The organism is Bradyrhizobium sp., assembly GCF_016219575.1.
In the GTDB taxonomy this organism is placed as follows: Bacteria; Pseudomonadota; Alphaproteobacteria; order Rhizobiales; family Xanthobacteraceae; genus Bradyrhizobium.
Map to the genome: position 1 here is coordinate 48,480 of NZ_JACRMG010000008.1, position 23,037 is coordinate 71,516.

Annotated in this window: 27 protein-coding genes; 16 read left to right on the forward strand and 11 right to left on the reverse strand. The window is 64.6% G+C overall.

Annotation, left to right across the window (positions count from 1 at the left end):
• Positions 1 to 254: 254 nt before the first annotated feature.
• The 10 genes from flgB to HZB49_RS04895 all read left to right on the forward strand — a co-directional run bounded on the left by flgB (position 255) and on the right by HZB49_RS04895 (position 8,431).
• Positions 255 to 662, forward strand: coding sequence for a flagellar basal body rod protein FlgB (flgB, locus tag HZB49_RS04850; RefSeq protein ID WP_291609374.1), 408 nt, complete (start codon positions 255 to 257; stop codon positions 660 to 662).
• A gap of 25 nt (positions 663 to 687) precedes the next feature.
• Entirely contained in the window at positions 688 to 1,113 is a 426-nt protein-coding gene (flgC, locus tag HZB49_RS04855) for a flagellar basal body rod protein FlgC (protein WP_291609375.1), read from the forward strand.
• Between the two features lie 17 nt (positions 1,114 to 1,130).
• The gene (gene fliE / locus HZB49_RS04860) at positions 1,131 to 1,448 is read left to right on the forward strand and encodes a flagellar hook-basal body complex protein FliE (protein WP_291609376.1); all 318 of its coding nucleotides are present in this window, start codon (positions 1,131 to 1,133) and stop codon (positions 1,446 to 1,448) included.
• Between the two features lie 13 nt (positions 1,449 to 1,461).
• Complete coding sequence (locus HZB49_RS04865) at positions 1,462 to 1,590, forward strand: hypothetical protein (protein WP_291609377.1); 129 nt, start codon at positions 1,462 to 1,464, stop codon at positions 1,588 to 1,590.
• 1 nt (position 1,591) lies between these two features.
• The gene (fliQ, locus tag HZB49_RS04870) at positions 1,592 to 1,855 is read left to right on the forward strand and encodes a flagellar biosynthesis protein FliQ (protein ID WP_291609378.1); all 264 of its coding nucleotides are present in this window, start codon (positions 1,592 to 1,594) and stop codon (positions 1,853 to 1,855) included.
• Positions 1,856 to 1,872: 17 nt separating this feature from the next.
• Positions 1,873 to 2,643, forward strand: coding sequence for a flagellar biosynthetic protein FliR (gene fliR / locus HZB49_RS04875; protein WP_291609379.1), 771 nt, complete (start codon positions 1,873 to 1,875; stop codon positions 2,641 to 2,643).
• Positions 2,644 to 2,651: 8 nt separating this feature from the next.
• Positions 2,652 to 3,722: a flagellar biosynthesis protein FlhB gene (flhB, locus tag HZB49_RS04880; RefSeq protein ID WP_291609380.1), complete on the forward strand. Its 1,071-nt coding sequence runs from the start codon at positions 2,652 to 2,654 to the stop codon at positions 3,720 to 3,722.
• A 218-nt stretch (positions 3,723 to 3,940) separates the two neighbouring features.
• The gene (gene cckA, locus HZB49_RS04885; protein ID WP_291609430.1) at positions 3,941 to 6,490 is read left to right on the forward strand and encodes a cell cycle histidine kinase CckA; all 2,550 of its coding nucleotides are present in this window, start codon (positions 3,941 to 3,943) and stop codon (positions 6,488 to 6,490) included.
• A 163-nt stretch (positions 6,491 to 6,653) separates the two neighbouring features.
• Positions 6,654 to 7,607, forward strand: a complete 954-nt coding sequence (locus tag HZB49_RS04890) for a Tim44-like domain-containing protein (RefSeq protein ID WP_291609381.1) — start codon at positions 6,654 to 6,656, stop codon at positions 7,605 to 7,607.
• 149 nt (positions 7,608 to 7,756) lie between these two features.
• Positions 7,757 to 8,431, forward strand: coding sequence for a lectin (locus HZB49_RS04895; RefSeq protein ID WP_291609382.1), 675 nt, complete (start codon positions 7,757 to 7,759; stop codon positions 8,429 to 8,431).
• Here the strand turns inward: HZB49_RS04895 and HZB49_RS04900 are convergent.
• Positions 8,428 to 10,509 carry an EAL domain-containing protein gene (locus HZB49_RS04900; protein ID WP_291609383.1) on the reverse strand — a complete coding sequence of 694 codons (2,082 nt, stop codon included), beginning with the start codon at positions 10,507 to 10,509 and terminating at the stop codon, positions 8,428 to 8,430. The two genes, HZB49_RS04895 and HZB49_RS04900, sit on opposite strands and share 4 nt — an antisense overlap.
• Positions 10,510 to 10,713: 204 nt before the next feature.
• Between HZB49_RS04900 and HZB49_RS04905 the strand changes: the two genes are divergently transcribed.
• Complete coding sequence (locus HZB49_RS04905; protein WP_291609384.1) at positions 10,714 to 11,421, forward strand: glutathione S-transferase; 708 nt, start codon at positions 10,714 to 10,716, stop codon at positions 11,419 to 11,421.
• Between the two features lie 91 nt (positions 11,422 to 11,512).
• Here the strand turns inward: HZB49_RS04905 and HZB49_RS04910 are convergent, their stop codons facing one another.
• A complete protein-coding gene (locus HZB49_RS04910) occupies positions 11,513 to 11,872 on the reverse strand; it encodes a GFA family protein (RefSeq protein ID WP_291609385.1) in 360 nt (119 codons plus the stop codon).
• Between the two features lie 72 nt (positions 11,873 to 11,944).
• The gene (locus HZB49_RS04915) at positions 11,945 to 12,421 is read right to left on the reverse strand and encodes a hypothetical protein (RefSeq protein ID WP_291609386.1); all 477 of its coding nucleotides are present in this window, start codon (positions 12,419 to 12,421) and stop codon (positions 11,945 to 11,947) included.
• A 209-nt stretch (positions 12,422 to 12,630) separates the two neighbouring features.
• Between HZB49_RS04915 and HZB49_RS04920 the strand changes: the two genes are divergently transcribed.
• Together HZB49_RS04920 and HZB49_RS04925 are read left to right on the forward strand one after the other, a co-directional pair.
• Positions 12,631 to 14,286, forward strand: coding sequence for a fumarate hydratase (locus tag HZB49_RS04920; RefSeq protein WP_291609387.1), 1,656 nt, complete (start codon positions 12,631 to 12,633; stop codon positions 14,284 to 14,286).
• 177 nt (positions 14,287 to 14,463) lie between these two features.
• Entirely contained in the window at positions 14,464 to 14,907 is a 444-nt protein-coding gene (locus HZB49_RS04925) for a MaoC family dehydratase (protein WP_291609388.1), read from the forward strand.
• Between the two features lie 149 nt (positions 14,908 to 15,056).
• On the opposite strand, the gene HZB49_RS04930 is transcribed toward HZB49_RS04925, so the two are convergent.
• From HZB49_RS04930 to HZB49_RS04950, 5 genes are all read right to left on the reverse strand, one after another.
• A complete protein-coding gene (locus HZB49_RS04930) occupies positions 15,057 to 15,353 on the reverse strand; it encodes a hypothetical protein (RefSeq protein ID WP_291609389.1) in 297 nt (98 codons plus the stop codon).
• 109 nt (positions 15,354 to 15,462) lie between these two features.
• Positions 15,463 to 16,017, reverse strand: coding sequence for a septation protein IspZ (locus HZB49_RS04935; RefSeq protein WP_291609390.1), 555 nt, complete (start codon positions 16,015 to 16,017; stop codon positions 15,463 to 15,465).
• A gap of 96 nt (positions 16,018 to 16,113) precedes the next feature.
• Entirely contained in the window at positions 16,114 to 16,692 is a 579-nt protein-coding gene (locus HZB49_RS04940) for a hypothetical protein (protein ID WP_291609391.1), read from the reverse strand.
• 143 nt (positions 16,693 to 16,835) lie between these two features.
• Positions 16,836 to 17,240 carry an MAPEG family protein gene (locus tag HZB49_RS04945; RefSeq protein ID WP_291609392.1) on the reverse strand — a complete coding sequence of 135 codons (405 nt, stop codon included), beginning with the start codon at positions 17,238 to 17,240 and terminating at the stop codon, positions 16,836 to 16,838.
• Between the two features lie 227 nt (positions 17,241 to 17,467).
• On the reverse strand, positions 17,468 to 18,874 hold the full coding sequence (locus HZB49_RS04950) for a carotenoid oxygenase family protein (protein WP_291609393.1): 1,407 nt from the start codon (positions 18,872 to 18,874) through the stop codon (positions 17,468 to 17,470).
• Positions 18,875 to 18,988: 114 nt separating this feature from the next.
• Between HZB49_RS04950 and HZB49_RS04955 the strand changes: the two genes are divergently transcribed.
• A complete protein-coding gene (locus tag HZB49_RS04955) occupies positions 18,989 to 19,705 on the forward strand; it encodes a WHG domain-containing protein (RefSeq protein ID WP_291609394.1) in 717 nt (238 codons plus the stop codon).
• A 63-nt stretch (positions 19,706 to 19,768) separates the two neighbouring features.
• Here HZB49_RS04955 and HZB49_RS04960 read toward each other — a convergent pair whose 3' ends face one another.
• The gene (locus HZB49_RS04960; RefSeq protein WP_291609395.1) at positions 19,769 to 20,407 is read right to left on the reverse strand and encodes a hypothetical protein; all 639 of its coding nucleotides are present in this window, start codon (positions 20,405 to 20,407) and stop codon (positions 19,769 to 19,771) included.
• A gap of 141 nt (positions 20,408 to 20,548) precedes the next feature.
• Here HZB49_RS04960 and HZB49_RS04965 point away from each other — a divergent pair, with 141 nt between their 5' ends.
• On the forward strand, positions 20,549 to 21,250 hold the full coding sequence (locus tag HZB49_RS04965) for an SET domain-containing protein (protein WP_291609396.1): 702 nt from the start codon (positions 20,549 to 20,551) through the stop codon (positions 21,248 to 21,250).
• Between the two features lie 82 nt (positions 21,251 to 21,332).
• Here HZB49_RS04965 and HZB49_RS04970 read toward each other — a convergent pair whose 3' ends face one another.
• Both HZB49_RS04970 and HZB49_RS04975 read right to left on the reverse strand, forming a co-directional pair.
• Positions 21,333 to 21,509 (reverse strand): hypothetical protein, encoded by a 177-nt coding sequence (locus HZB49_RS04970; protein WP_291609397.1) that lies wholly within the window; start codon positions 21,507 to 21,509, stop codon positions 21,333 to 21,335.
• 149 nt (positions 21,510 to 21,658) lie between these two features.
• Positions 21,659 to 22,057 (reverse strand): hypothetical protein, encoded by a 399-nt coding sequence (locus HZB49_RS04975; RefSeq protein WP_291609398.1) that lies wholly within the window; start codon positions 22,055 to 22,057, stop codon positions 21,659 to 21,661.
• A gap of 133 nt (positions 22,058 to 22,190) precedes the next feature.
• Between HZB49_RS04975 and HZB49_RS04980 the strand changes: the two genes are divergently transcribed.
• A complete protein-coding gene (locus HZB49_RS04980; protein ID WP_291609399.1) occupies positions 22,191 to 23,009 on the forward strand; it encodes a helix-turn-helix transcriptional regulator in 819 nt (272 codons plus the stop codon).
• Positions 23,010 to 23,037: the final 28 nt, after the last annotated feature.

Below are 23,037 nucleotides of genomic sequence, written 5' to 3' on the forward strand. Positions count from 1 at the left end.
ACCTGCCGCCCGCTCAATTAATAGACCAAGAATCGCTTGAACCAAAACGACTTCTGATCCGCGTGCGCGCATTGCCCATTGCTGGTTAACGCAGCTTTCGTGGCGAAAATGCGCTTGCTTTGGTGCAACTCTGCGGAGTCAGGCGTTTTGCGCCCGCCTGCCGGCCGATTCTTAACCGGTTGTTAACCATAGCGGCGGCAAATTCTGCCTACCTCGGGCGTCCCGCCTTGGGGCAACGGGGGAGCGAGAGGCCGATGGCCATTAACGATTTGCCGATGCTCTCTGCGCTGCGCACCAAGATGCAGTGGCACCAGGAGCGGCAGCGGGTGCTCGCCGAGAACATCTCCAATTCCTCGACGCCGAACTTCCGGCCGCGCGACCTGGTCGAACCCCAGTTCGACCAGAAGGGCGGAAGCGTCGCCGGCACGGCGACACTGGCCATGGCGCGGACCAGCGCCAGCCACTTGGGCTCCTCCGATGCGGGGCCGAGCTTCAAGCATGACGGCGGCAAGAGCGGGTTCCTGACTCGGCCCGCCGGCAATGCCGTCAACCTCGAGGACCAGATGCTGAAGGTCTCCGCCAACCAGATGGACTATGCGGCGGCGACTTCGCTCTACAGCCGCAGCCTCGGCCTCATCAAGACCGCGATCGGCAAGCGCTGAGGCGCGGGGATAAAGGGAGCGCACCATGTCAAATGACGCCAGCGACTTCGCGAGATCGATGAGCATCGCCACGTCCGGCCTGCGCGCGCAGGCCGGCCGCATGCGCCTGATCTCGGAAAACATCGCCAACGCCGATTCGACGGCGCTGACATCGGGCGGCGAGCCGTACCGGCGCAAGATACCGAGCTTCACCTCCGCGCTCGACCGCTCGCTCGATGCCAAGACCGTGTCGCTCGGCCGGGTGCGCACCGACCAGACGGCGTTCCGCGTCAAGAACGAGCCGGGCAATCCGGCGGCGGATGCGGCCGGCAACGTCAAGTATCCCAACGTCAATCCGCTGGTCGAAATGACCGACATGCGCGAGGCGCAGCGATCCTACGAGGCGAACCTCAACATCATCAGCGCGACGCGCCGGATGATCCAGCGCACCCTCGACATCCTCAAGGCCTGAACAGGAAAGTTTGAAACATGGCTTCACCGACAGTTGCCGCCAACGCCTATGCCAGTCTCGCCAAGATCATCGACCAGTCCGGCGCCGGCGCCGCGAAGGGAGCCGAGACCGGCGGCGGTCCGTCCTTCAGCGCGCTGCTCAAGGACGCCATCGGCAGCGTCGTCGATGCCGGCAAGAAGTCCGACGCGCAGTCCATGGCGATGGTCTCCGGCAAGGCCAATGTGATGGACGTGGTGACGGCGGTGGCGGAAACCGACGTCGCGGTCTCCACCCTGGTCTCGGTGCGCGACCGCGTGATCCAGTCGTATGAAGACATCATGCGGATGCCGATCTGACGGAAACTGAGGAATGGCCGGTTCCGTCATTGCGAGCGAAGCGAAGCAATCCATGCTGCGGCTTGAAGGATGGATTGCTTCGTCGCTGTCGCTCCTCGCAATGACGATGCAGTTGATACGCGGATTGCGGAAGGAAGCTTGAAATGACCGGCCCCGAAACCCTCGACGTCGCGCGCGATGCGATCTGGACCATCGTGGTGGTGTCGTCGCCCTTGATGGTGGTCGGCCTCGTGGTCGGCGTCGTGGTGTCGCTGTTCCAGGCGCTGACCCAGATCCAGGAACAGACGCTGATCTACGTGCCGAAGATCCTCGCGATCTTCGTGACGCTCCTGCTGGCGCTGCCGTTCATGGCCGATTCCATGCACGGCCACATGATGCGGATATCGTCGCGAATCATCGGCGGATGATGCACTGTCCATGAGTCATGCGTGTCGACATCTCGGTCCTGCCCGCGCTCGCCGCGACCTTCATGCTGGTGTTTGCCCGCATCGGCGCGATGGTGATGCTGTTGCCGGGTTTCGGCGAGACCAATATCCCGACGCGTATCAAGCTCTCCATCGCGCTGCTGCTCACGCTGATCATCCTGCCGCTGCACCGCACGGCCTACCAGGTCGACATGAGTTCGCTGACGCCGCTCATGGTGCTGATGCTGCACGAGATCATCGTCGGCATCGTGCTGGGCGCGACCGCGCGCGTGACCTTGTCGGCGCTGCAGGTGGCGGGCTCGGTGATCGCGCAGCAACTGGGACTGGGCTTCGTTACCGCGATCGATCCGACGCAGGGCCAGCAAGGGCTTCTGATCGGCAACTTCCTCACCATCCTCGGGCTGACGCTGCTGTTTGCCACCGACAGCCATCACCTGGTCATTGCGGCGCTGAACGAGAGCTACCGCATCTTCTCGCCCGGCCAGGTCTTTCCGAGCGGCGACGTGGCTGCGCTGGCCACGCGCGCCTTTGCCGGGGCGTTCAAGATCGGCATGCAGCTCTCGGCGCCGTTCCTGGTGTTCGGTCTCGTCTTCAACATCGGTCTCGGCATTCTGGCGCGGCTGATGCCGCAGATGCAGGTCTATTTCGTCGGCGTTCCCCTGTCGATCCTCGCGGGCTTCCTCATCCTCGCCCTGGTGATATCGGCGCTGATGGGTGCCTTCCTCGATTACTTCACCGGCGTGATGCAGCAGCTCACGCCCGTCAGGTGAGGTGACCGATGGCGGAGGACGATACCGAACGCTCAGAGGACCCTACCCAAAAACGTCTCGAAGATGCGCTCGAGAAGGGCGACGTCGTCAAGAGCCAGGAAGTCAACACCTGGTTCATCATCGGCGGCGCGACGCTGGTGCTGACGACCTTCTCGGGATCGATGGGCGCCGGCATTCTCGCGCCGATGCGAAATCTGGTCGCCAATTCCTGGATGATCCGCACCGACGGGCCGGGGCTGCTGGCGCTGCTGGCGCACATCGAGTACGCGCTGATCGCCGCGATCGGTGTTCCCTTCCTGATGCTGATGCTGGCTGCCATCGCCGGCAACATGATCCAGCATCGCCTGGTGTGGTCGACCGAGTCACTCAAGCCGAAATTCAGCAAGATTTCGCCCGGCGCCGGCTTCAAGCGGATTTTCGGCAAGCAGGCGGTGGCCAATTTCGCCAAGGGGCTTTTCAAGCTGGTGGCGCTGGGCACGGTCATGACGCTGGTGCTGTGGCCGGAGCGCCATCGGCTGGAAGCCATGGTGTATTTCGATCCGGCCGCGCTGATGGGCGTGACCACGGGCCTGACCTTGCATCTGCTCGGTGCCGTCGTCGCCATGCTCGCGGCGGTCGCGGTCGCCGACTACTTCTTCCAGTACCGGCAGTGGTTCGAGCGGCAGAAGATGACGCTGCAGGAGATCAAGGAGGAGTACAAGCAGTCCGAAGGCGATCCGCACATCAAGGGCCGCCTCCGGCAATTGCGTCAGGAGCGGATGAAGAAGCGGATGATGGCCTCGGTTCCCAAGGCCAGCGTGGTCATCACCAACCCGACCCACTATTCGGTGGCGCTGGCCTACGACCGCGGCATGGCGGCGCCCGTCTGCGTCGCCAAGGGCGTCGACAATGTCGCGTTCAAGATCCGGGAAATCGCCAAGCAGCATGACATCCCGATCGTCGAGAACGTGCCGCTGGCCCGCTCGCTCTATGCCACCGTCGACATCGACGAGGAGATTCCGGTCGAGCACTATCATGCGGTGGCCGAGATCATCGGCTTCGTGATGCGGCTCAAGCGCGGCTTTTCCTCGCGGCCTTGAGGCGGGGTCGAGCTGATGTTTCTTCGAATCATCATCTCGATCTAACTTTTTGTTTGCGCATGATCTTTTCCGAAAACCGGCTCCCACTTTTCGGGATCATGCGCGTAGACGGTATTGTGCCGGTAAAACACCGAATAACTGCCTGACGGGCTTGCGTTTACCGGTCCGATTCAGGCACTCAATGAATCAGCGAAAAGCGCCAGGCCGTGTCTCTTTATATGTCCGCCGAGACCCATAACGAATCCCCGCCCGAGCCGGTTGCCGTCCATGAGCCGGCGCGGCGCGGCAGCATCATCTTGGTGCTGCTGGTGGCGGCTGCCCTGGTCGGGGTTGCGGTGGCCCTGATGACGCTCGGCCGCGTCAATGCCCAGCCTTATATCCTCGGCATCCTCGCGGTGCTCGCGATGGTCGGGTTGTTCAACCTGTTCGCCTTTGCCGCCGGGATCATCCGCTTCGCCGACCGCAACGCCGACAATCCCATCATCAGCCGCATCGCTGACCACGCCTATGACGGGCTCGCGGTCACCGATCCGCGCGGGCATGTGGTCTATTCCAATGCGGCCTATCTGACGCTAACGGGTGCCACCAGCCCGCAGGACGTCCGTCCCGTCGAGCGCGTCTTCATCGGCAATCCCGATGTGTCCGAGGCGGTTTTCCGGCTTCTCAAGGCTGCGCGTGAAGGAAAGCGCCAGCAGGAAGAGGTCCGCATTGCCGGCACCGACGGCGGACAGGGCCGCTGGTTGCGCATGCGGGTCCGTCCCCTCGGCGACGTCAAGCGCGCTGCGAGATATGCGGTATGGTCGATCGCGGACATCACCCGCGACCGCGAGCGGCAGGAGGACGTGTTCCAGGAATTGCAGCACGCCATCGAATATCTCGATCACGCGCCCTGCGGCTTCTTCTCGGTCAATCCCGCCGGCGAGATCGCCTATGTCAATGCGACGCTGGCGAACTGGCTCGATCACGACCTCGCGGAAATCGGCTCGGGCGGGTTGAAGCTCACCGACATCGTTTCCGGCGACGGTGCCTCGCTGCTCACCTCGATCGTGCCGGCGCCGGGGGAAGTAAAGACCGAGGTCTTCGACATCGATCTGCGCATGCGCAACGGCAAGACCATGCCGGTGCGGCTCTATCACAAGCTTGCCTTCGGCGCCGACGGCACGCCGGGCGCCTCGCGCACGCTGGTGATCAGCCGCGCCCGCGACGAGCATTCCGATCCGCAGCGCGCCGCCGAAGTGCAATTCATGCGCTTCTTCGACCACACGCCGATGGCGATCGCCACCGTCGACCGCGGCGGCACGGTGGTGCGCGCCAATGCGCGCTTCGCCAAGCTGGCGCAGAGCCTGGGCGGCGACGGCGCTGCCTCGAAATCGATCTTCCGTGCCGTCAACGCGCGCGACCGCGGGCTCTTGATCGCCGCGATCAACCAGGCCGCCGAAGGGCAGGGCGACATCGCTCCCGTCGAGGCGATGCTCGACGGCACGAGGGAGCGCTGGGGCCAGTTCTTCGTGACCTCGGTGGAGCGGGACGAGCGCGAGACCGAGGCTGCGATCGTCTACCTGCTGGAGACCACCGAGCGCCGCGCGCTGGAAAACCAGATCAACCAGTCGCAGAAGATGGAGATGGTCGGCCAGCTCGCCGGCGGCATCGCGCACGACTTCAACAACGTGCTCTCGGCCATCATGATGGCCAACGACTTCCTGCTCAACGCGCACAAGCCGACCGATCCGTCGTTCCAGGACATCATGCAGATCAAGCAGAACGCCACCCGCGCCGCGACGCTGGTACGGCAGCTGCTTGCGTTCTCGCGCCGCCAGACGCTGCGGCCGCAGGTGCTCGATCTCGGCGACGCGCTTTCCGACCTCACCATGCTGCTGCGCCGGCTGATCGGCGAGAAGGTCAAGCTCGACCTCGTGCACGGCCGCGACCTCTGGCCGGTCAAGGTCGACGTCTCCCAGTTCGAGCAGGTGATCGTCAACCTCGCGGTCAACGCGCGCGACGCCATGCCGGACGGCGGCACGCTGACGGTCAAGACCGGCAATGTCAGCGCCGATGAATCCGCGCAGCTCTCCTACAAGGGCATGCCCGTGGCGGATTACGTCCGCATCGACATGATGGACACCGGTACCGGCATTCCGCCCGATATCATCGAAAAGATCTTCGAGCCGTTCTTCTCGACCAAGGAAGTCGGCAAGGGCACCGGCCTTGGCCTCTCCACCGTGTACGGGATCGTCAAGCAGACCGGCGGCTTCGTCTATGTCGACTCCGAGGCCGGCAAGGGCACCGCGTTCCACATCTTCCTGCCGCGGCATCGCCCCGAGCTGGAAGCGCAGCCCGAACCGCAGGCAGCGAATGGCGCGGCGGCGGAGGCTGCAAAACCGAAGCCCGATCTCACGGGACAGGGCACCATCCTGCTGGTCGAGGATGAGGACGGCCTGCGCTCGCTCAATGCCCGGGGCCTGCGCTCGCGCGGCTACAGCGTGATCGAGGCGGCCAATGGCGTCGAGGCGATCGAGGCGCTGGCCGAGAAGGACGGCATGGTGGACCTCGTGGTCTCCGACGTGGTGATGCCGGAGATGGACGGCCCGACCATGCTGAAGGAGATGCGCGCCAAGAACCCGAACCTGAGGATCATCTTCGTGTCGGGCTATGCGGAAGACGCCTTTGAGAAGAGCCTGCCGGAAAACCAACAGTTCGCCTTCCTGCCAAAGCCCTTCACGCTGGCGCAACTGGTGGCGGCCGTTAAGGAGACGATGACGGCGTCGTAGGGCAGGCGGCGGCATCCGGGAAATACCGGATAATGCTGCGCAATTGTCGCATCCCCGCGACCGAGGGCCGCAGCCGCGGTTCCCTTTATTGGCTTCACTTTTAGGCAACCCTGCCCATCTTAAGGGCGCTTTCCCCATGCCGGGGAATCCAAAGGAAACTCCTATGAAATTCACCCAGCGTCCGCGCGGCTTGATCAAGGCGATCGCCGTCGTTCTTTCGTTGGCACTGCCCACCGTGATCGCAGCTTCCTACGCTGACGCCCGCGTCGGCGGCGGTTCCAGCTCGGGATCGCGTGGCTCAAAAACCTATTCCGCGCCTCCGTCCACGACCACGGCGCCGGGCACGGCGCAACCGATGAACCGCACCATGACCCAGCCGGGCAGCCCGAGCGCCCCGGCGGCGACCGGCGGCGGCTTCTTCAACAAGCCAGGCATGGGCATGCTCGGCGGTCTCGCCGCGGGCTTCCTCGGCGCCGGCCTGCTCGGCATGCTGTTCGGCGGCGGCCTGTTCTCCGGCCTCGGCGGCTTCGCCTCGATCCTCGGCCTGATCCTGCAGATCGGCCTGATCATCCTGGTGGTTCGGCTGGCGATGTCGTGGTGGCAGCGCCGCAACGCGCCGGCCTATGCCAGCACGGGCGCGCCTCCCGCACCCGCGCCGGCCCAGCAGGCCAACTATCGCAGCGCCATGGGCTTCGGCCTCGGCTCGAGCGCCCCGCCGCTCGAGATCAAGCCGGAGGACTATGAGGCGTTCGAGCGACTGCTCGGCGAAGTCCAGGCCGCCTGGTCGGACGAGGACGTCGGCAAGCTCGAGCGGCTGACGACCCCGGAAATGGCGTCCTACTTCGCCCGCGACCTCGCCGATAACAAGGCGCGCAACGCCCACAACAAGGTCAGCAACGTCAAGCTGTTGCAGGGCGACCTCGCGGAAGCCTGGCGCGAGGGCGATGCCGACTACGCCACGGTGGCGCTGCGCTTCGCGCTGGTCGACAAGACCTTCGACAACAATGGTCAGATGATTGCCGGCAGCGACCAGCCGGCCGAGGCCACCGAGGTCTGGACCTTCGTCCGGCACCGCGGCGGCAACTGGGAACTCTCGGCGATCCAGCAGACCAACTGATCGCAACACCGGAACAATGCAAAGCGCCGCGGCCGATGCCGCGGCGCTTTTGTTTTGCGCCCTCGCCGTTGTGTTGCGAAGGCGGAATAATGATGCCTGTGCCGGGTTGATCCGGTTGCAGTTCAACAAGAACAATGCGGAGGAACTCCATGCGTGTGTTCGCTAAACTCGTCTCGCCGGTCTGTTTCGCCCTCGCCATCGTCGCGGCGCCGCCGGTTTCGGCGCAATCGCCCGACACCAGTTTCTTCCTGACCAGCAACGGCCCCGGCAAGGGCGGCGATCTCGGCGGCATTGCCGGCGCCGACCGGCATTGCCAGTCGCTGGCGCAGGCCGCGGGCGCCGGCGGTAAGACGTGGCGCGCTTATCTCTCGACGCAGGCGGCCGACGGCCAGCCGGCAGTCAACGCCAAGGACCGCATCGGCAAGGGGCCGTGGCAGAACGCCAAGGGCGCCGTCGTTGCCAAGGACGTCGCCGACCTGCACAGCGCGGCCAACAATCTGACCAAGCAGACCGTGCTTTCCGAGAAGGGCGAAGTGATCAACGGCCGTGGCGATACGCCGAACCGGCACGACGTGTTGACGGGATCGCAGCCGGACGGCACGGCCTTTGCCGCTGGCGACGACCGCACGTGCAAGAACTGGACGAGCAGCACGCAGGGCGCGGCCATGGTCGGCCATTCCGACCGCATGGGCTTGCGCGATGACGACGCCTCGAAATCCTGGAACGCGTCGCACCCCTCGCGCGGGCCGGACGGCGGTTGCTCGCAGGCCGACCTCAAGAGCACCGGCGGAGACGGCCTGTTCTATTGCTTCGCGGCGAACTAACCGGCTGCCGCCAGCCGCGGCGCGTCGAACAGCATCGGTTCCTCCTCGCGCACGAAACGTCCGGCGGCGGCGATCGCCGCCGGCAGTTGCGCGAGGCTTTGCGGTTTTGCGAACAGATAGCCCTGACCCTTGGCGCAGCCTTCGCGGGCGAGGAATTGCCACTGCGCCTCGGTCTCGATGCCCTCGGCCAACACGGGAATGCCGAGGCTTGTGCCTAGCGCCAGCACCGTGCGCACGATGGCGGCGGCCGCGGCATCTTCCGGCAGGCGTTTCACGAATGATTGGTCGAGCTTGATCTTGTCGAACGGGAAGGCATGCAGCGTCGCCAGCGACGAATAGCCGGTGCCGAAATCGTCCATCGCCACCGAAATGCCCATCGATTTCAATTTGCGCAGGATGTGCAGGCCGCGGGTCTGGTCCGACATCACGGTGGATTCCGTCACTTCCACCTCGAGCCGCTTCGGCGACAGGCCGGTTTCGAGCAGGATGGCGTGGATGGTTTCGGCGAGATCGTCGCGCTCGAATTGCAGCGGCGACAGGTTGACGGCGACGGTGCCTGGAATCCTGCCCTCGGCGGCGTCGCGGCAGGCGCTGCGCAGCGCCCATTCGCCCATGCCCGATATGGCCTCGGTCTCCTCGGCGAGCGGAATGAATTCGGCCGGCGAGATCATGCCGCGCTTCGGATGATGCCAGCGCATCAGCGCCTCGGCGCCGCAGATTCTTCCGTCGTGCAGCGAGGTCTGCAGCTGGTAATGCAGCAGCAGCTCGCCGCGCTCGGTTGCGCCCTGCAGGTCGCGTGCCAGCGCGCGGCGGGCGCGGGCCTTGTCGTCCATCTGCTGATGATAGCGCGTGATCAGCCCGCGCTGCCTGCTCTTGCCGCGATACATGGCGAGCTTGGCGTTGCTCAGCGCATGGTCGCGCTCGGGCGTGTCGGTCGGGAAGATCGAGTAGCCGATCGAGGCGGTGAGGGTGACCGCCTGCTCCTGCACCATGAAGGGTGTTGCGAACACCGCCGCGATGCGCTCGGCAAAGGCTTGTGCGTCCTGCGGATGGTTGCCCGACATCTGCAGGCCCAGAAATTCGTCGCCGCTCTGTCGCGCCAGAAATTCGCCCGTCGCCAGCACGCCGCGCATCCGGTGCGCCGCCTCGATCAACAGCAGGTCGCCGGCGGCGTGGCCGAACAAATCGTTGACGTCCTTGAAGCCGTCGATGTCGATGGAAAACGCGGCGAGCTTGTGCGCCTTCTCGTGCGCTTCCGCGGCATCGAAGGCGAGCCGCTCGTTGAAGGCAATGCGGTTCGGCAGGCCGGTCATGCCGTCGTTGAAGGAGAGCTGGTGGATGCGGTCGGCGGATTCCGTGCGCGAGCGCAGGTCGATGACATAGGTGGAAAAGCCCGAGCCCATCACCAGCAGCACCGCGCCGACCACGGCAATGGCGAGCGTCGGCGCCGGGATCAGCCAGGACGGCAACGTCGCCGCGGCGTCCGGCGTGACGGTGGCGGAGGCGATCATTGTGTAGTGCAGGGTGCACACCATGAAGGCGAGCACGATCGCCGCGCCATGGCGGCACCAGCGCGTCACCGGGCGATTGGCGCGGTTGACGGCGAGCGCGCTGAGGCCAAGGCCGAACAGGAAGGTGAGGACAAGGCCGTAGGCGTTCCAGCTGACGGTGCCCGCGACATGCCAACCCCTTGCCGCGACGAAATGCATGGCGAGGATGCCGACGCCCATGACGAGGCCGCCGGCTTCCGGCGCCAGCGTGAAATGCCGGCTGCCGATCTCGAACCCGATCAGGCAGGAGACGATAGCGATGACCAGCATGACGCCGGTGGCGACCGGCTCGAAGCCGCTGGCAAGCTGCGGGTCGAGTGCGAGAATGGAGATGAAGGTTGCGGCCCACAGCGCCGCACCAGTGCCGACGGAGGCCATGAACAGCCAGCCGGCCCGGGTGGTCCCCTCGGTGGCGCGGGCGCGGGCGAAATGGCGCATGCCGACCCAGGTGCCGAACAGGCAGACGGCACCGGCCAGCACCACCAGCAGCTGGTGATAGATGAAGGCGTAAGTGGCGGCCTCACGCATGACACGCTTCCCCCTGGTCGGGGAAAGCTACGCGGGCGCGGTTAATCGGTTGTGCGGTGGGGTGGATACAAGCTGAAATAATGCCGCCCCTTTGCCAGTTAGCGTTGAAATTGATTGAATGCGGCCAGGGAACCGCAAAGGAACCGGCGGCCTCGGCTGCGCCTGTTGTCGGTTTGTTAACGCTGTGAAAGCGGGAAGACGCCCATGAAATATGCGCTCTATTACTGGCCGATGATCCAGGGACGCGGCGAATATGTCCGGCTTGCGCTGGAAGATGCCGGGGCCGCCTATGACGACGCCGCCCGCCACGGCGGCGGCATGTCGGCGATGATGCGGATGATGGAGGCGAAGAAGGGCACGCCGCCCTTTGCGCCGCCGTTCCTGAAGGCTGGAAAGCTCGTGATCGCGCAGACCGCGAACATCCTGCTCTATCTCGGCAGCCGCCACGGACTGGCGCCGAAGGCGGAAGCCGGCAAACTGTGGCTGCACCAGCTTCAGCTCACCGTTGCCGACTTCGTGCTGGAGATACATGACACCCATCATCCGCTCGGCCCCTCGCTCTACTACGAGGATCAGCGGGCGCCGGCGAAGAAGCGAACGGAAGAATTCTGGAAGGAGCGGGTGCCGAAATATCTCGGCTATTTCGAGGGCCTGATGGAGCAGGGCGGCAGTGCCTACATCACCGGGCGCAGGGCGAGCTATGTCGACCTCTCGCTGTTCCAGCTCGTCGCCGGACTGCGCTATGCCTTCCCCAGGCGGATGAAGGCGTTCGAGCGCGAGGTGCCGCGCCTGGTCGAACTGCACGACCGCGTCGCGGCACGGCCGAACATCAAGGCCTATCTCGCCAGCGACCGCCGCATTCCCTTCAACGAGCAGGGGATCTTCCGCAGGTACAAGGAGCTGGATGGGTAATCGCTGTCATTCCGGGGCACGCGAAGCGTGAACCCGGAATCTCGAGGTTCCGGGTTCGATGCTGCGCATCGCCCGGAACGACGTTGATGAATCACCTGCTTCGCCCATCCACCAGCGTCATCTTGATCTTGGACAGATCGACGCTGTCGAAGCAGCTGACGTTCACCGCCACCACCTCGGTTCCGTCGGGCTTGGTGCCGCGCGCGAACACCTCGACGCCGCAGTCCAGGCAGAGCTGGTGACGGATGGCGTGCTTGTTGAAGAGATATTCCTTCAAATTCTCCTCGCCGGCGCGGAGCTGGAAGCTCTTGGGCGGGATGAAGGTGAAGTGCAGGCCCTTCTTGGTGCAGATCGAGCAGTTGCAGGCGGTGACCATGGCGAGATCGCTGGTGCATTCGAACCGCACCTGCCCGCAATGGCATCCCCCGGTAAACGTCTTGCTGTCGGCCATCGCTTCTCCTCACCGTAATCCCGGCACCGGACGATAGCGCACCTGCGTCGTGTCGTCAGTATGGCAGAGCGGTCACTCGTCCTTGCCGCGGGTGATGGCGATCCAGGCCTCGGTCTTGTTGCGCTGGCATTCCATGTTGAGGCGGCGGAAGCGCATGGTGACCTTGTCGCCGCGCAGCAGGCCCATGCGCTTGAGGCAGCGCGAGGAGCCGGTCATGGCATCGTCCTTGGGAATGGAGAATACGGCCGCGGCCATGGCGCCCACCAGGGCGAAGAATTCCGGCTTCGGCTTGCGGTCGCCCTTGGCGTAGAGCTCGATGGCGAACTTGTCGCCGCGGCAGGCCACCGACAGTTCCTTGGCCTGCGGGTGCGTCATGTAGACGGTGTTGGCGGCCTTGAAGTTGACCTTCAGCTTGTCGATCAGGTTGGCCAGCTGCTTGGCGCTGTCGTCGCAGCGGTCGGCGCGGGCGGGGGAGGTGGCGAATGCGGCGAACAAGGCAATGGCCGCGGCAAGGAAGATCGATCGGCGAAACGGTCGTCGTGATGTCATGTGCAATTGCCCCTTTGGGCCTATTGAAGCGTGGGAAAAGGGTGGGCGCAAGGCAGGCTTCTCTAGCGCGGAAACCGACGAAAGTAACGGTCCACGAATGGCCGCCTTGCCATTGAAAACCTTCCCTTTGGCCGAAAAGTGCTTAGAACGGCTCTATCTCCGGGCCAGCCGCCGCGGCCGCCCCGGTCCCAAAACCCCGAGAACTCGCCATGAACGCCCCGACCGCCTTTCCCGATCAGCAAAAGCCCGTACCGCCGTACAAGCACACCCCTTTGTTCCCGCTGGGCAAGGACGAGACGCCCTACAAGAAGGTGACGAGCGAGGGCGTGCGGGTCGAGAAGGTGCTGGGCCGCGACATGGTGGTGGTCTCGCGCGAGGCGCTGCGGGCGCTGTCGGAAGCGGCCTTCGGCGAGATCAATCATTATCTGCGGCCGGGGCATCTAAAGCAGCTCCGCGCCATCCTCGACGACAAGGAGGCCAGCGACAACGACAAGTTCGTCGCCTTCGACTTCCTGAAGAACGCCAATATCGCGGCCGGCGGCGTGCTGCCGATGTGCCAGGACACCGGCACCGCGATCATCATGGGCAAGAAGGGCTGCAACGTCATCACCGACGGCGACGACGAGGCCGCGCTGTCGCAAGGCGCCCGCGACGCCTATCTGCGTCGTAACCTGCGCTACTCGCAGGTAGCGCCGCTGTCGATGTACGAGGAGAAGAACACCGCCAACAACATGCCGGCGCAATGCGAGATCTACGCCGAGGGTGACGACGCCTACAAGTTCATGTTCATGGCCAAGGGCGGCGGGTCCGCCAACAAGAGCTTTCTCTATCAGGCGACGCCGTCGGTGCTGACCAAGGATCGCCTGCTCGCCTTCCTGAAGGAGAAGGTGCTGACGCTGGGCACTGCCGCGTGTCCGCCCTATCACCTCGCGATCGTGATCGGCGGCACTTCGGCCGAACTGTGCATGAAGACGGTGAAGCTTGCTTCCGCACGCTACCTCGACGCGCTGCCGACCCAGGGCTCCGCAGATGGCAACGCTTTCCGCGATCTCGAGATGGAGCAAGAAATCTTGAAGATGACGCAAAGCCTCGGTGTGGGCGCGCAGTTCGGCGGAAAATACTTCTGCCACGACGTGCGCGTGATCCGCATGCCGCGCCACGGTGCCTCGTTGCCGATCGGGCTCGGGGTGTCCTGTTCGGCAGACCGCCAGGTGCTCGGCAAGATCACCAGGGACGGCGTCTATCTCGAGGAGCTCGAGCACAACCCGGCGCAATACCTGCCGGCGGTGGAGCAGACGCTGGGCGGCGATGTCGTCAAGATCGACCTCAACAAGCCGATGCAGGAAATCCTGGCGACGCTGTCGAAATATCCGATCAAGACGCGGGTCTCGATGACCGGCACCATGGTCGTGGCGCGCGACTCCGCGCATTCCAAGCTGCGCGAGCGGCTGGAGAAGGGCGAGCCGCTGCCGGATTATTTCAAGAACCACCCGGTCTATTACGCGGGTCCCGCCAAGACGCCGGAAGGTTATGCTTCGGGTGCGTTCGGCCCGACCACGGCGGGGCGCATGGATTCCTTCGTCGATCAGTTCCAGGCCGCCGGCGGCTCGATGGTGATGGTGGCCAAGGGCAACCGCGCGCCCGCGGTGCGCGAGGCCTGCAAGAAATATGGCGGCTTCTATCTCGGCTCGATCGGCGGAGCCGCGGCCAATCTCGCCGAGCACTGCATCAAGAAGGTCGAGGTGGTGGAATATCCCGAGCTCGGCATGGAAGCGATCTGGCGCATCGAGGTGGTGGATTTCCCGGCCTTCATCATCGTCGACGACAAGGGCAACGACTTCTTTAGGGAATTGAACCTGGGCTAATCCTGCAGCGGCGTAAGCGCTCCAACTCCTCATCCTGAGGAGCCCGCAGAGCGGGCGTCTCGAAGGATGCAGGCCAAAGGCGGGCCTCATGGTTCGAGACGCGCTTCGCGCTCCTCACCATGAGGGGCCAGTGACTCAGTGGGGCTAGGTCGCCCTTCAATCCGGAACGAGGGCAGCATGGTCGAGTGGTTCGAGGACCTGAAGGTCGGCATGCGCTTCAGGAGCGAGGCGGTGACGGTGTCGAAGGACGACATCTTCCGCTTTGCCCGGGAATACGACCCGCAGCCGTTTCATCTCGACGAGGAGGCGGCGAAGAAGTCCATCCTCGGAGGCCTCGCCGCATCGGGATGGCACACGGCGGCGATCGCCATGCGGCTTGCCGCAAGCTGCAAGCCGTTCGGGCCGCATCCGCTGTTCGGCGCCGGCGTCGACGAACTGCGCTGGCTGAAGCCGGTGCGGCCCGGCGACGCCATTCATCTCGAAGGGGAGCTGGTGGAACTGGTGCCATCGCGCTCGAAGCCGCACGGCGTCGCCCGAGTGAAATGGACCGCCTATAACCAGAACGGCGAGGCGGTCTACACCTTCAATCCGATCGCGATCGTGCCCAGCCGGCCGAAATGAAATGGCCGGGCAGAGCCCGGCCGCCAATGCCTCGTCATGGCCGGGCCCGTCCCGGCCATCCACGTCTTTGTAGTGCTTTAAGGGAAAGTAAGACGTGGATCACCGGGTCAAGCCCGGTGATGACGCCTTGGGATGTGGCGCGTGCGCGCTTACGCCCGCGATCCCGTGAAGGGGAAGCTGCCCATCGGGCCGATGCTGGCTTCGCCCGACATGGTGTCGCCGGAGACCTTGCCGCTGAAGGCCAGCGTCAGCGGCATCGGGTTGGTGATGGACACCTTCCAGGCGACGTCGTCGCCGTTCGCCGTGCCCTCGAAAATCTCGGTCGAGTTGCCGTCGGCGCCCTGGGTGCCGTTGAGCGCGCCGCCCGACGTCTTGACGGTGAGCGTCGTCTTGCGCTCGCCCATCGGCGTCGAGAGGGTGATGTTCCAGTTTCCGTCCACGGCCATTAAGGTCTCCCGAATTTGTGTTCCAGTTGCGCGGTTATATCCTATCACATCGCGCAGCCCAACGGTCTTTGACGCGATTTGTTGACGCGTCAATTCGATACGCCGTGAATCAAGCGCGGGCGGCAGCGCGCAGGCGGCTGCCGACCAAGAGGCGGAAGGCGACATACTGGATCGCGAATGCGGCGAGCTTGGCCCCGACCAGCACCACCGTCACATAGAAGGTCCACAGCTTCATGTCGCCGGTCATGGCGACGCCGACGGTGCCGGCGGCGAGCATGAAGCACAGTCCCGCCCAGGCGTAGCCCGCGAAGGTGACGTATTCCGGAATGGTCTCGCTGACGATCGGCGGCATGTAGCGCAGCATCCAGCCGCGCTTGAGCATGATGAGGCCGATCGCGGCGTGACCGATTGCGGGTTTCGCCAGCACGAAGCGCGGGTCATGGGTGAGCAGGGTGGCGCCGCCGAGCACGATCACCAGGCCAAGGCTGGCCCAGGTCATGTAACCCAGCGTCTGGCCCTTGATGCGCGACCAGATCACCTGGCCGATGGCGCCGACGATGGCGACGGCTGTCGCCAGGATCACGTTGTCGGTGGCGAGATAGATCACCAGGAAGACGATGGTGGAGAGGAAGTCGGAGCCGAGCCGGCGGAATACGTCTTTCATCGTGTGTTTCCCTACACCCTGATTTTTCGAGGCCCGCGTCGAGGCGGGCTGGATAGGCGGTCCGGGCCGGGAAAGCAATCCGGCACGGTCTCGTCGTCACTGCGAGCGGGGCAGCGCACCGGGCGGCGGCGTGCCGTACTTCGCCCGGAGATGCTGCGGGTACCAGTTGGTGAAGTAGATCGCGCAGTTGCGGGCGGCAAAGGCAACCAGCAGCCCGCCCCAGAACGGCAGCCACGGCACGTAGATCATCGCAGCGTTGCCGATCATCATCAGGGCCATGGCCGCGGCCCACGCCGCCGTGATTACATAGTTGGAGCGGATGAAGCCGGGCAGCTTTGCCGTCTCGGCGTCGGCAGCTTCCAGCGCATATTGCAGCGTGAAGGGGTAGCGGATCAGGATCGAGAACAGCGACACCAGGAAAATGCCGGTATCGACTGCAAAGCGCACGGCGGACGCGCTCAGGGCGGGATCGACCAGCGTGACGTAGAGGCCGGTGGCGCCAAAAGTGAGAACCGAGCCGGTGCCGAGGATCTTGATCGAGCGGCCGCGGCAGATATCGAAGCCGATCACCGCAACGCAGATCGCGGCGGACACGAACAGGCTGATTGCGGCCGAGGTCACCAGCATCAGCAGGGCGAACGCGCCGTAGGGGGCGAGGATCAGGAAGACCGTCATGGCAGCCTCTCAAGGCAATCTTTACACCGTAAAGATACATTATGGACACGAAGGGAAATCGTCAAGCGAAATCTTTACACTGTCAAAATAAGATGATCGAATGCAGAAAAGCGATAGTCTTGCAATGAGTTGCAGAAGGGAGTTCAGAACGGCCAGAAGCGCGACACGCTGGCGACCCCTGCGGAAACCAGAACGGCGATGGTCAGCAGGATGCCGCAGACCCGGCCGGCGTTGAACTGCCAGGTGCCCGGCCGCGCATACATGCCGAGCGGATGCAGCAGCCGGGTGAGCAGCAGCCCGCCCATCAGGAGGTGCACGCGGCCCGCCGGCATGCCGGACATTTCCAGCAAGGCAATTAGCAGGGCGATGATCGGCACATATTCGATGAAGTTCGCATGCACGCGGATCGCGCTGCGCAGTTGCCTGTTGTCGGCATCGCCGAACAGCACGCGATTGTTCCGGCGCAACCGCGCCACCTGCAAGGCGAGCACGGCGTAGATGAGGGCGAGGATCGCGAGATAGAAGGCGGTGACGGACGGCGCGTGCATGGTGTGCTCCCCTCAATGCGTCATCGGTTCAGCGATGCGCGCAGCATTGCCCCTTCTCCCCTTGTGGGAGAAGGTGGCAGCCGAAGGCTGCCGGATGAGGGGTCTCGATCCACGCGAGAATCTTTCCGCTGAGCTAACCCCTCACCCAAGCGCACTTGCGGCTGATGTCCTTCTTGCCCTCTCCCACAAGGGGAAAGGGCGCAATAACGGGCGGCTGTGGATGAGCGTCAGATCGCGCCGACCCAGTTGCCATGGAAACCGTCGGGCACGCGGTGGCCGAGATGCACCAGCGCCGCGGGGCCGCTCTCGACATCCTGTGCGTTGAACACCGCAAGGTCGCTGCGGTTCTCTCGCGCGCGCCAGACCACCGCGAGCAGCCAGCCGTCGCCCTCGGCCGCATCCTTGCCGCGCTCGACGAAGACCGGCTCGGAGAGGGTATCGCCGGCCGGCAGCAGGTAGTTGCCGAGCCGTTTGCCCCTGCCGTCGACATGGACGATGCCCGACAGCGCACCGAACATCGGCAGATCCGGATTGGCGCAGGCGTACCAGCCGTGCCTGGTCGTCAATCCGGCACGGCGATCGTCGACGCGCGGGAATTCGCCGGTCAGGCCATCGTCAAGATAGGTTTGCGTGAAGCGGTCGGTATTGCCGGCGAGGTCGAAGGTCCAGCGGCAATAGCGGGCGCGCGACTTTACCGGGTCCGTCGGCGTGCCGTCGGGATGGTTGAACAGCGGCGCCTCCTCGTACTGCATGACATCGGCGATGATGCGGTTGCCTTCTTCCCAGGCGTTCATGATGTGGAAGACGTAGCAGGTCTCGGCGCGGAACCAGACGATGTCCTTGGCCGCCCCGTTTCGCTTCATCACGCCGACATAGGCGCCTTTCTCGGGCTCCCAGGCGTAAGGCGCCTTGCCGCGCATGGCGCGCTCCATGCTGCCGGTGATGGGCAGGATCGGGAACAGCATGTGGTTCTCGGTGACGATGAAGTCGTGCACCATGCTGGCATAGGGCGCGTCGAACCGGTCGAAGCGCGTGACCGTACCGGCAGAGGAAACCGAGCCGAAGGACAGCGTCGGCGTCAGCGGGCCGGCGGCGTTGTAGCCGAAGAACACCATCTCGCCGGTGACCGGATCGATCTTGGGATGCGCGGTGAAGGAGCCCTGGATGGCGCCGCTATAGTCGCAATAGCCGCGCCGGTTCAGCGTGCCCGGCTCGATCTCGGTCGGCATGTGGCCTTCCTCGAGCGCCAGCAGGCGGCCGGCATGGAAGATGATGTTGGTGTTGGCGACGCCGCCGTCATTGGTGACATCGGCGGGCGTGCCCGGCAGCTTGCGGCCGAAACCGCCGAACAGCGCGCGGCCGGCATCGTGCTCGGCCTGCCATTTGGGAGTGCGGACCCAGCGGTTGCGGTAGCTGGCGCGGCCGTCCTCGAGATGGAAGGCGTGCAGCATGCCGTCGCCGACGAACCAGTGCGCGCCGGGGGAGTCGAATTGCGGATTGGGGCCATTGCGATAAAGCGTGCCGTTTAGCTCGCGCGGCAACTCGCCGGTGATCTTTAGAAACGGCGCGTCGCATTCCATCGGGATCGGCGCCAGATTGGTCCGCGCCGCGTTTGATGTCACCTGGTCGTGCATGGCCTACTCCCTGAGCACTTTATCTTTACATCGTAAAGATATGAGTAGTGCGCATGCCAGCTTTCGTCAAGTAAAATCTTTACACTGTCAAAATTGCGACATATAAGGATTCGCATGGCAAGAAAACCAAGTCAAAACAAGGCGAATCGTCCTCTCGCCCGCGGTGTAGCGAAGCCCGCGGCGGTGAGACAGGCGGTGCGGCGCAACCGCGCAGACAGGGATTCGCCCTATCACCACGGCGCGTTGCGCGAGGCGCTGTTGCAGGCGGCGGAAAAAGTGCTCGAACGCGACGGACTGCCGGGCCTCACATTGCGCGCGGTGGCGCGCGAGGCGGGCGTGTCGCATGCCGCGCCAACCCATCATTTCGGCGATCTCACCGGGCTGCTCAGCGAACTCGCAGCGATCGGCTACCGGCAATTCAACGCGGCGATGATGGCGGCGAACGCTTCCGGCACGCCGCAGGAGAAGGGGATGGCGAGCGCAAAGGCCTACATCGCCTATGCGCAGGCCCATCCCGGCATGTACGGGCTAATGTTCCGCACCGAACGGCTCGACATGGAGCGGCCGGCGCTGCACGAGGCCGCCAGCGCCGCATTCGCCGGCCTTGCCCGCGGGGTCGGCGCCAGCCGCCAGGAACAAATCGCGGCGGAGGCGCTGTCGCTGCAACAGGCCGGCGCGGTCGCGCGTGCCTGGTCGATGGTGCATGGCTTCACCATGCTGCTGCTCGACAACCGCATGTCCGACATCCTGCGGCGGCTGCCCAAGGGCACCACGATGGACCAGCTGTTCGAGGCCATGCTGAAAAGCCCCGGTCCGCGGCCGCCGGCATAGAAGGCGCGAAGCGCCGGCATGTCGGGGCATAGCCGGTGCGAAGCACCGGCGTGTCAAAGAGAGTCAGCGGCTCGCCAGCTCCACCGCGCGGCCGCTGTTGCCGACGGTCTTCACCTTGTCCTGGCCGCATTTGAACTGGCGGGCGAGTTCGTCGGCCGCCCTGCGGGCCAGTTCGTTGGCGTCGGGATTGGCGGCCACGTCGACATAGGCGACATGGCAGACCGGGCCCGGCGACAGCCGCGTCACCGCCAGCATCTGCTTGGCGATGGGCCGGCCGTCCTTGTCGGGGTCGGCATTGTCGGCGATGTGCCAGCGCTGGATGGTCGCATAGGGCCTGCCGTTGGCGGCGCGCCATTCGACCGTATTGGTGGTCGAATTGAACGGGCCGAACCAGGTCTGCGCCGCCGGTTCCCGGGAGGCGCCGAGGCGGTTGCGCCCGACCGAGACGGTCTCGCGCAAATCATCCTCGGCAATCAGCACGATCAGGCCGTTCTTGCCCGGGCAGACCCGGACGGTGCTGTCGTCGACGCCATTGCCGGCGCTCCTGACGCGGCAATCCCTGGGCGCGGTCGAGGTGTAGCTGCTGCCGATTGTTTCGGCATTCGATTGCAAAATCAGGGCAGCGCTGGCGGCAAGCAGCGTCAGCGCGGTGACCAGAATTGTGACAGTCGAGGGAATGCACCGCATCGGCCGGCCCGTCATTGCAGGGTTTCATGCCGTAAGACGCTCGCAATCTGGGGACGGTTCAATCGCAATGCGGGAAACACCTGACAGCGAAGCGGAATCGTTCTAGAAGGGTGGCTTCGCGACACACCTGACAGCACAAGCGTTTTTCAGTCGATCATGCCTGCCATTTCGTCGAATAAACCCTACCGCATCGGCCGCTCCGCCACCGGGCTCGGCCTCTTCGCCACCAGGCCGATCAAGAAGGGCACCCGGATCATCCGCTATTTCGGGCCGCTGCTCGATTGCAACAAGAAAAAGGACGATGCGATCGAGAACAAGTACCTGTTCCAGCTGACCAACCGCTGGACCATCGACGGCTCGGTGCGGGAGAACATCGCCCGCTACATCAACCATGCCTGCAAGCCGAATGCGGAATCCGACGTCAAACCGCGCAAGCGCAAGGTCTTCATCCGCGCCATCAAGAACATCGAGGCCGGCGAGGAGATCAACTACGACTACGGCACCGACTACTTCAAGGAATACCTGAAGCCGATCGGCTGCAAGTGCGACGCCTGCGTGAAGAAGCGTGCGAAGAAGCGCGCCGAGGCGAGGGCGGAGAAGCAGCGCCTGAAGGCAAAGGCCGAGAAGAAGGCGCGCAAGGCCGCCGAGAAGCTCGCGAAGGAAAAAGAGAAGCTGGCGCGGAAGGCGCGCGAAAAGGCGCAGAAGGACGCCCAGCTCAAGCGCAAGCAGGCCGGGCGCAAGACGCTGAACGGCGCGCATCTGAACGGACACGGATCGCACAAGATCCATGCCGTGCAGCCGCAGATCCCCGTGCGCGCGAGCGACGGGCAGGGTCGCGTGCAGCGCGCCTCAGCCTGAACCCAACACCGGTCCGGCGCTCAACAGGGGCGCCGGATGGTGTCGTATGCGGGCAATGCTGGCGTCTCGCCGCAGCGATCGCCTAGATCCCCTTGAAGATATTTCCAGCGAACAGGGCGGCGTAGCCGATCAGCAGCACCTCGAACGCATGCTTGCTGGCCCATGGAATGGACACTCCGGCATAGTGGACCAGCAGGGCGATGACGGCGAGGATGACCGAGACAATAAAGACAGGAAGGGTCGGCGCGCTGAGATTCATGACGATTCCCCCAAGATGTTCTAGCCGCGCAATTGCGGTGGCAAATGAAGCGATGCCGCAAGGCCTCTTGGCAAGGAAAATTGCGAGTGCTCATGCGTGTTTTCGCGCCGATGTTGCCGGCCAGGCGCATTAGGCGAGCGTGGTCGGGCTTACGCCGCGACCGTGTCGCCGCTCTTGCGCAGGCCGATAAATTGCAGCTCGGCGAACACGCCGGTGGCGATCGCCTGCGCCACCACCATGGCCATACCGAGCGCATTGGGCGAGACGGCGCCGGAGAACAACAGCGCAATGCTGCCGAGTGTCCAGGCGGCGTTGCCTGCGATCACCACCAGCACCAGCGCCTTCATCGGGGTCTGCCTCGAGCCGAGCCAGCCGACGAAGGCGGCATAGGTGATCAGGAACAGGCCGACTTCACGCAGGAAAATCTCGGGCAGGTTGAACAGCGGGGCGAAGGCGCCGGCGCCGAGGGCAAAACCCAGCGCGGCGACGCCGCTGAAGATGGCATCCGCAATCAGGGCGCGGCGCAGGAACGAGGACGGGTTGATCATGGCAGTTCTCCTTGTGCTTTCGGGGGTGGGGGAGGTGGAAAGCCTTTGTTGGCCAGGATGACGGCCCGGCCGCGCCGTTTCGATTACCTCGCACGTAATGGAATGCGCTGATTTCGCATGGTAGGTTTCCACCATGAACGCACATGCATCTGCGGCGCGGGCCGAACCGGCAAGACCGCTTCACGTTGGCGAGCACCTGCGCGAATGGCGGCAGCGCCGTCATCTGAGCCAGCTCGACCTCGCCGGCGAAGCCGAGATTTCCGCGCGGCATCTGAGCTTCGTGGAAACCGGCCGCTCGGCGCCGTCGCGCGATATGGTGCTCAAACTGGCGGAGCGACTGGACGTGCCCCTGCGCGAACGCAACGTGCTTCTCGTCGCCGCCGGCTTTGCGCCGGCCTTCCCGCAACGCGCGCTCGACGATCCCGCGCTGAAGTCGGCGCGCGAGGCGATCGACCTCGTCCTGAAGGCGCATGAGCCGAACCCGGCGCTGGCCTATGACCGGCACTGGAATCTGGTGGCGGCCAACCGGATGCTGGCGCCGATCCTGGAAGGCGTGCCGCCAAAGCTGCTCAGCCCGCCCTTCAATATCCTGCGGCTGGCCTTCCATCCCGAGGGGCTTGCCCCGCGCACCGTCAATCTCGGCGAATGGGCCGCGCATCTGCTGGAGCGGCTGCATCGCCAGTGCGAGGCGACCGCCGATCCCGAACTGATCAGGCTCTACAATGATCTGCGCAGCTATCCGCTGCCCGCGCGTTCGGGGCCGGTGTCAGCGGACAATGTCGCGATCCCCTTCAAGCTCCGTCACCAGGGCGAGGTGCTGAGTTTCATTTCCACCACCATGGTGTTCGGCACGCCCGTCGACGTCACGCTGTCGGAGCTCGCGCTGGAGACGTTCTTCCCCGCGGACGAACTGACCGCCCGGCGGCTGAAGGAGATGCAGCCGCGCGATTGAGCACGATCCGGAGAAGTGGAGACCGGTC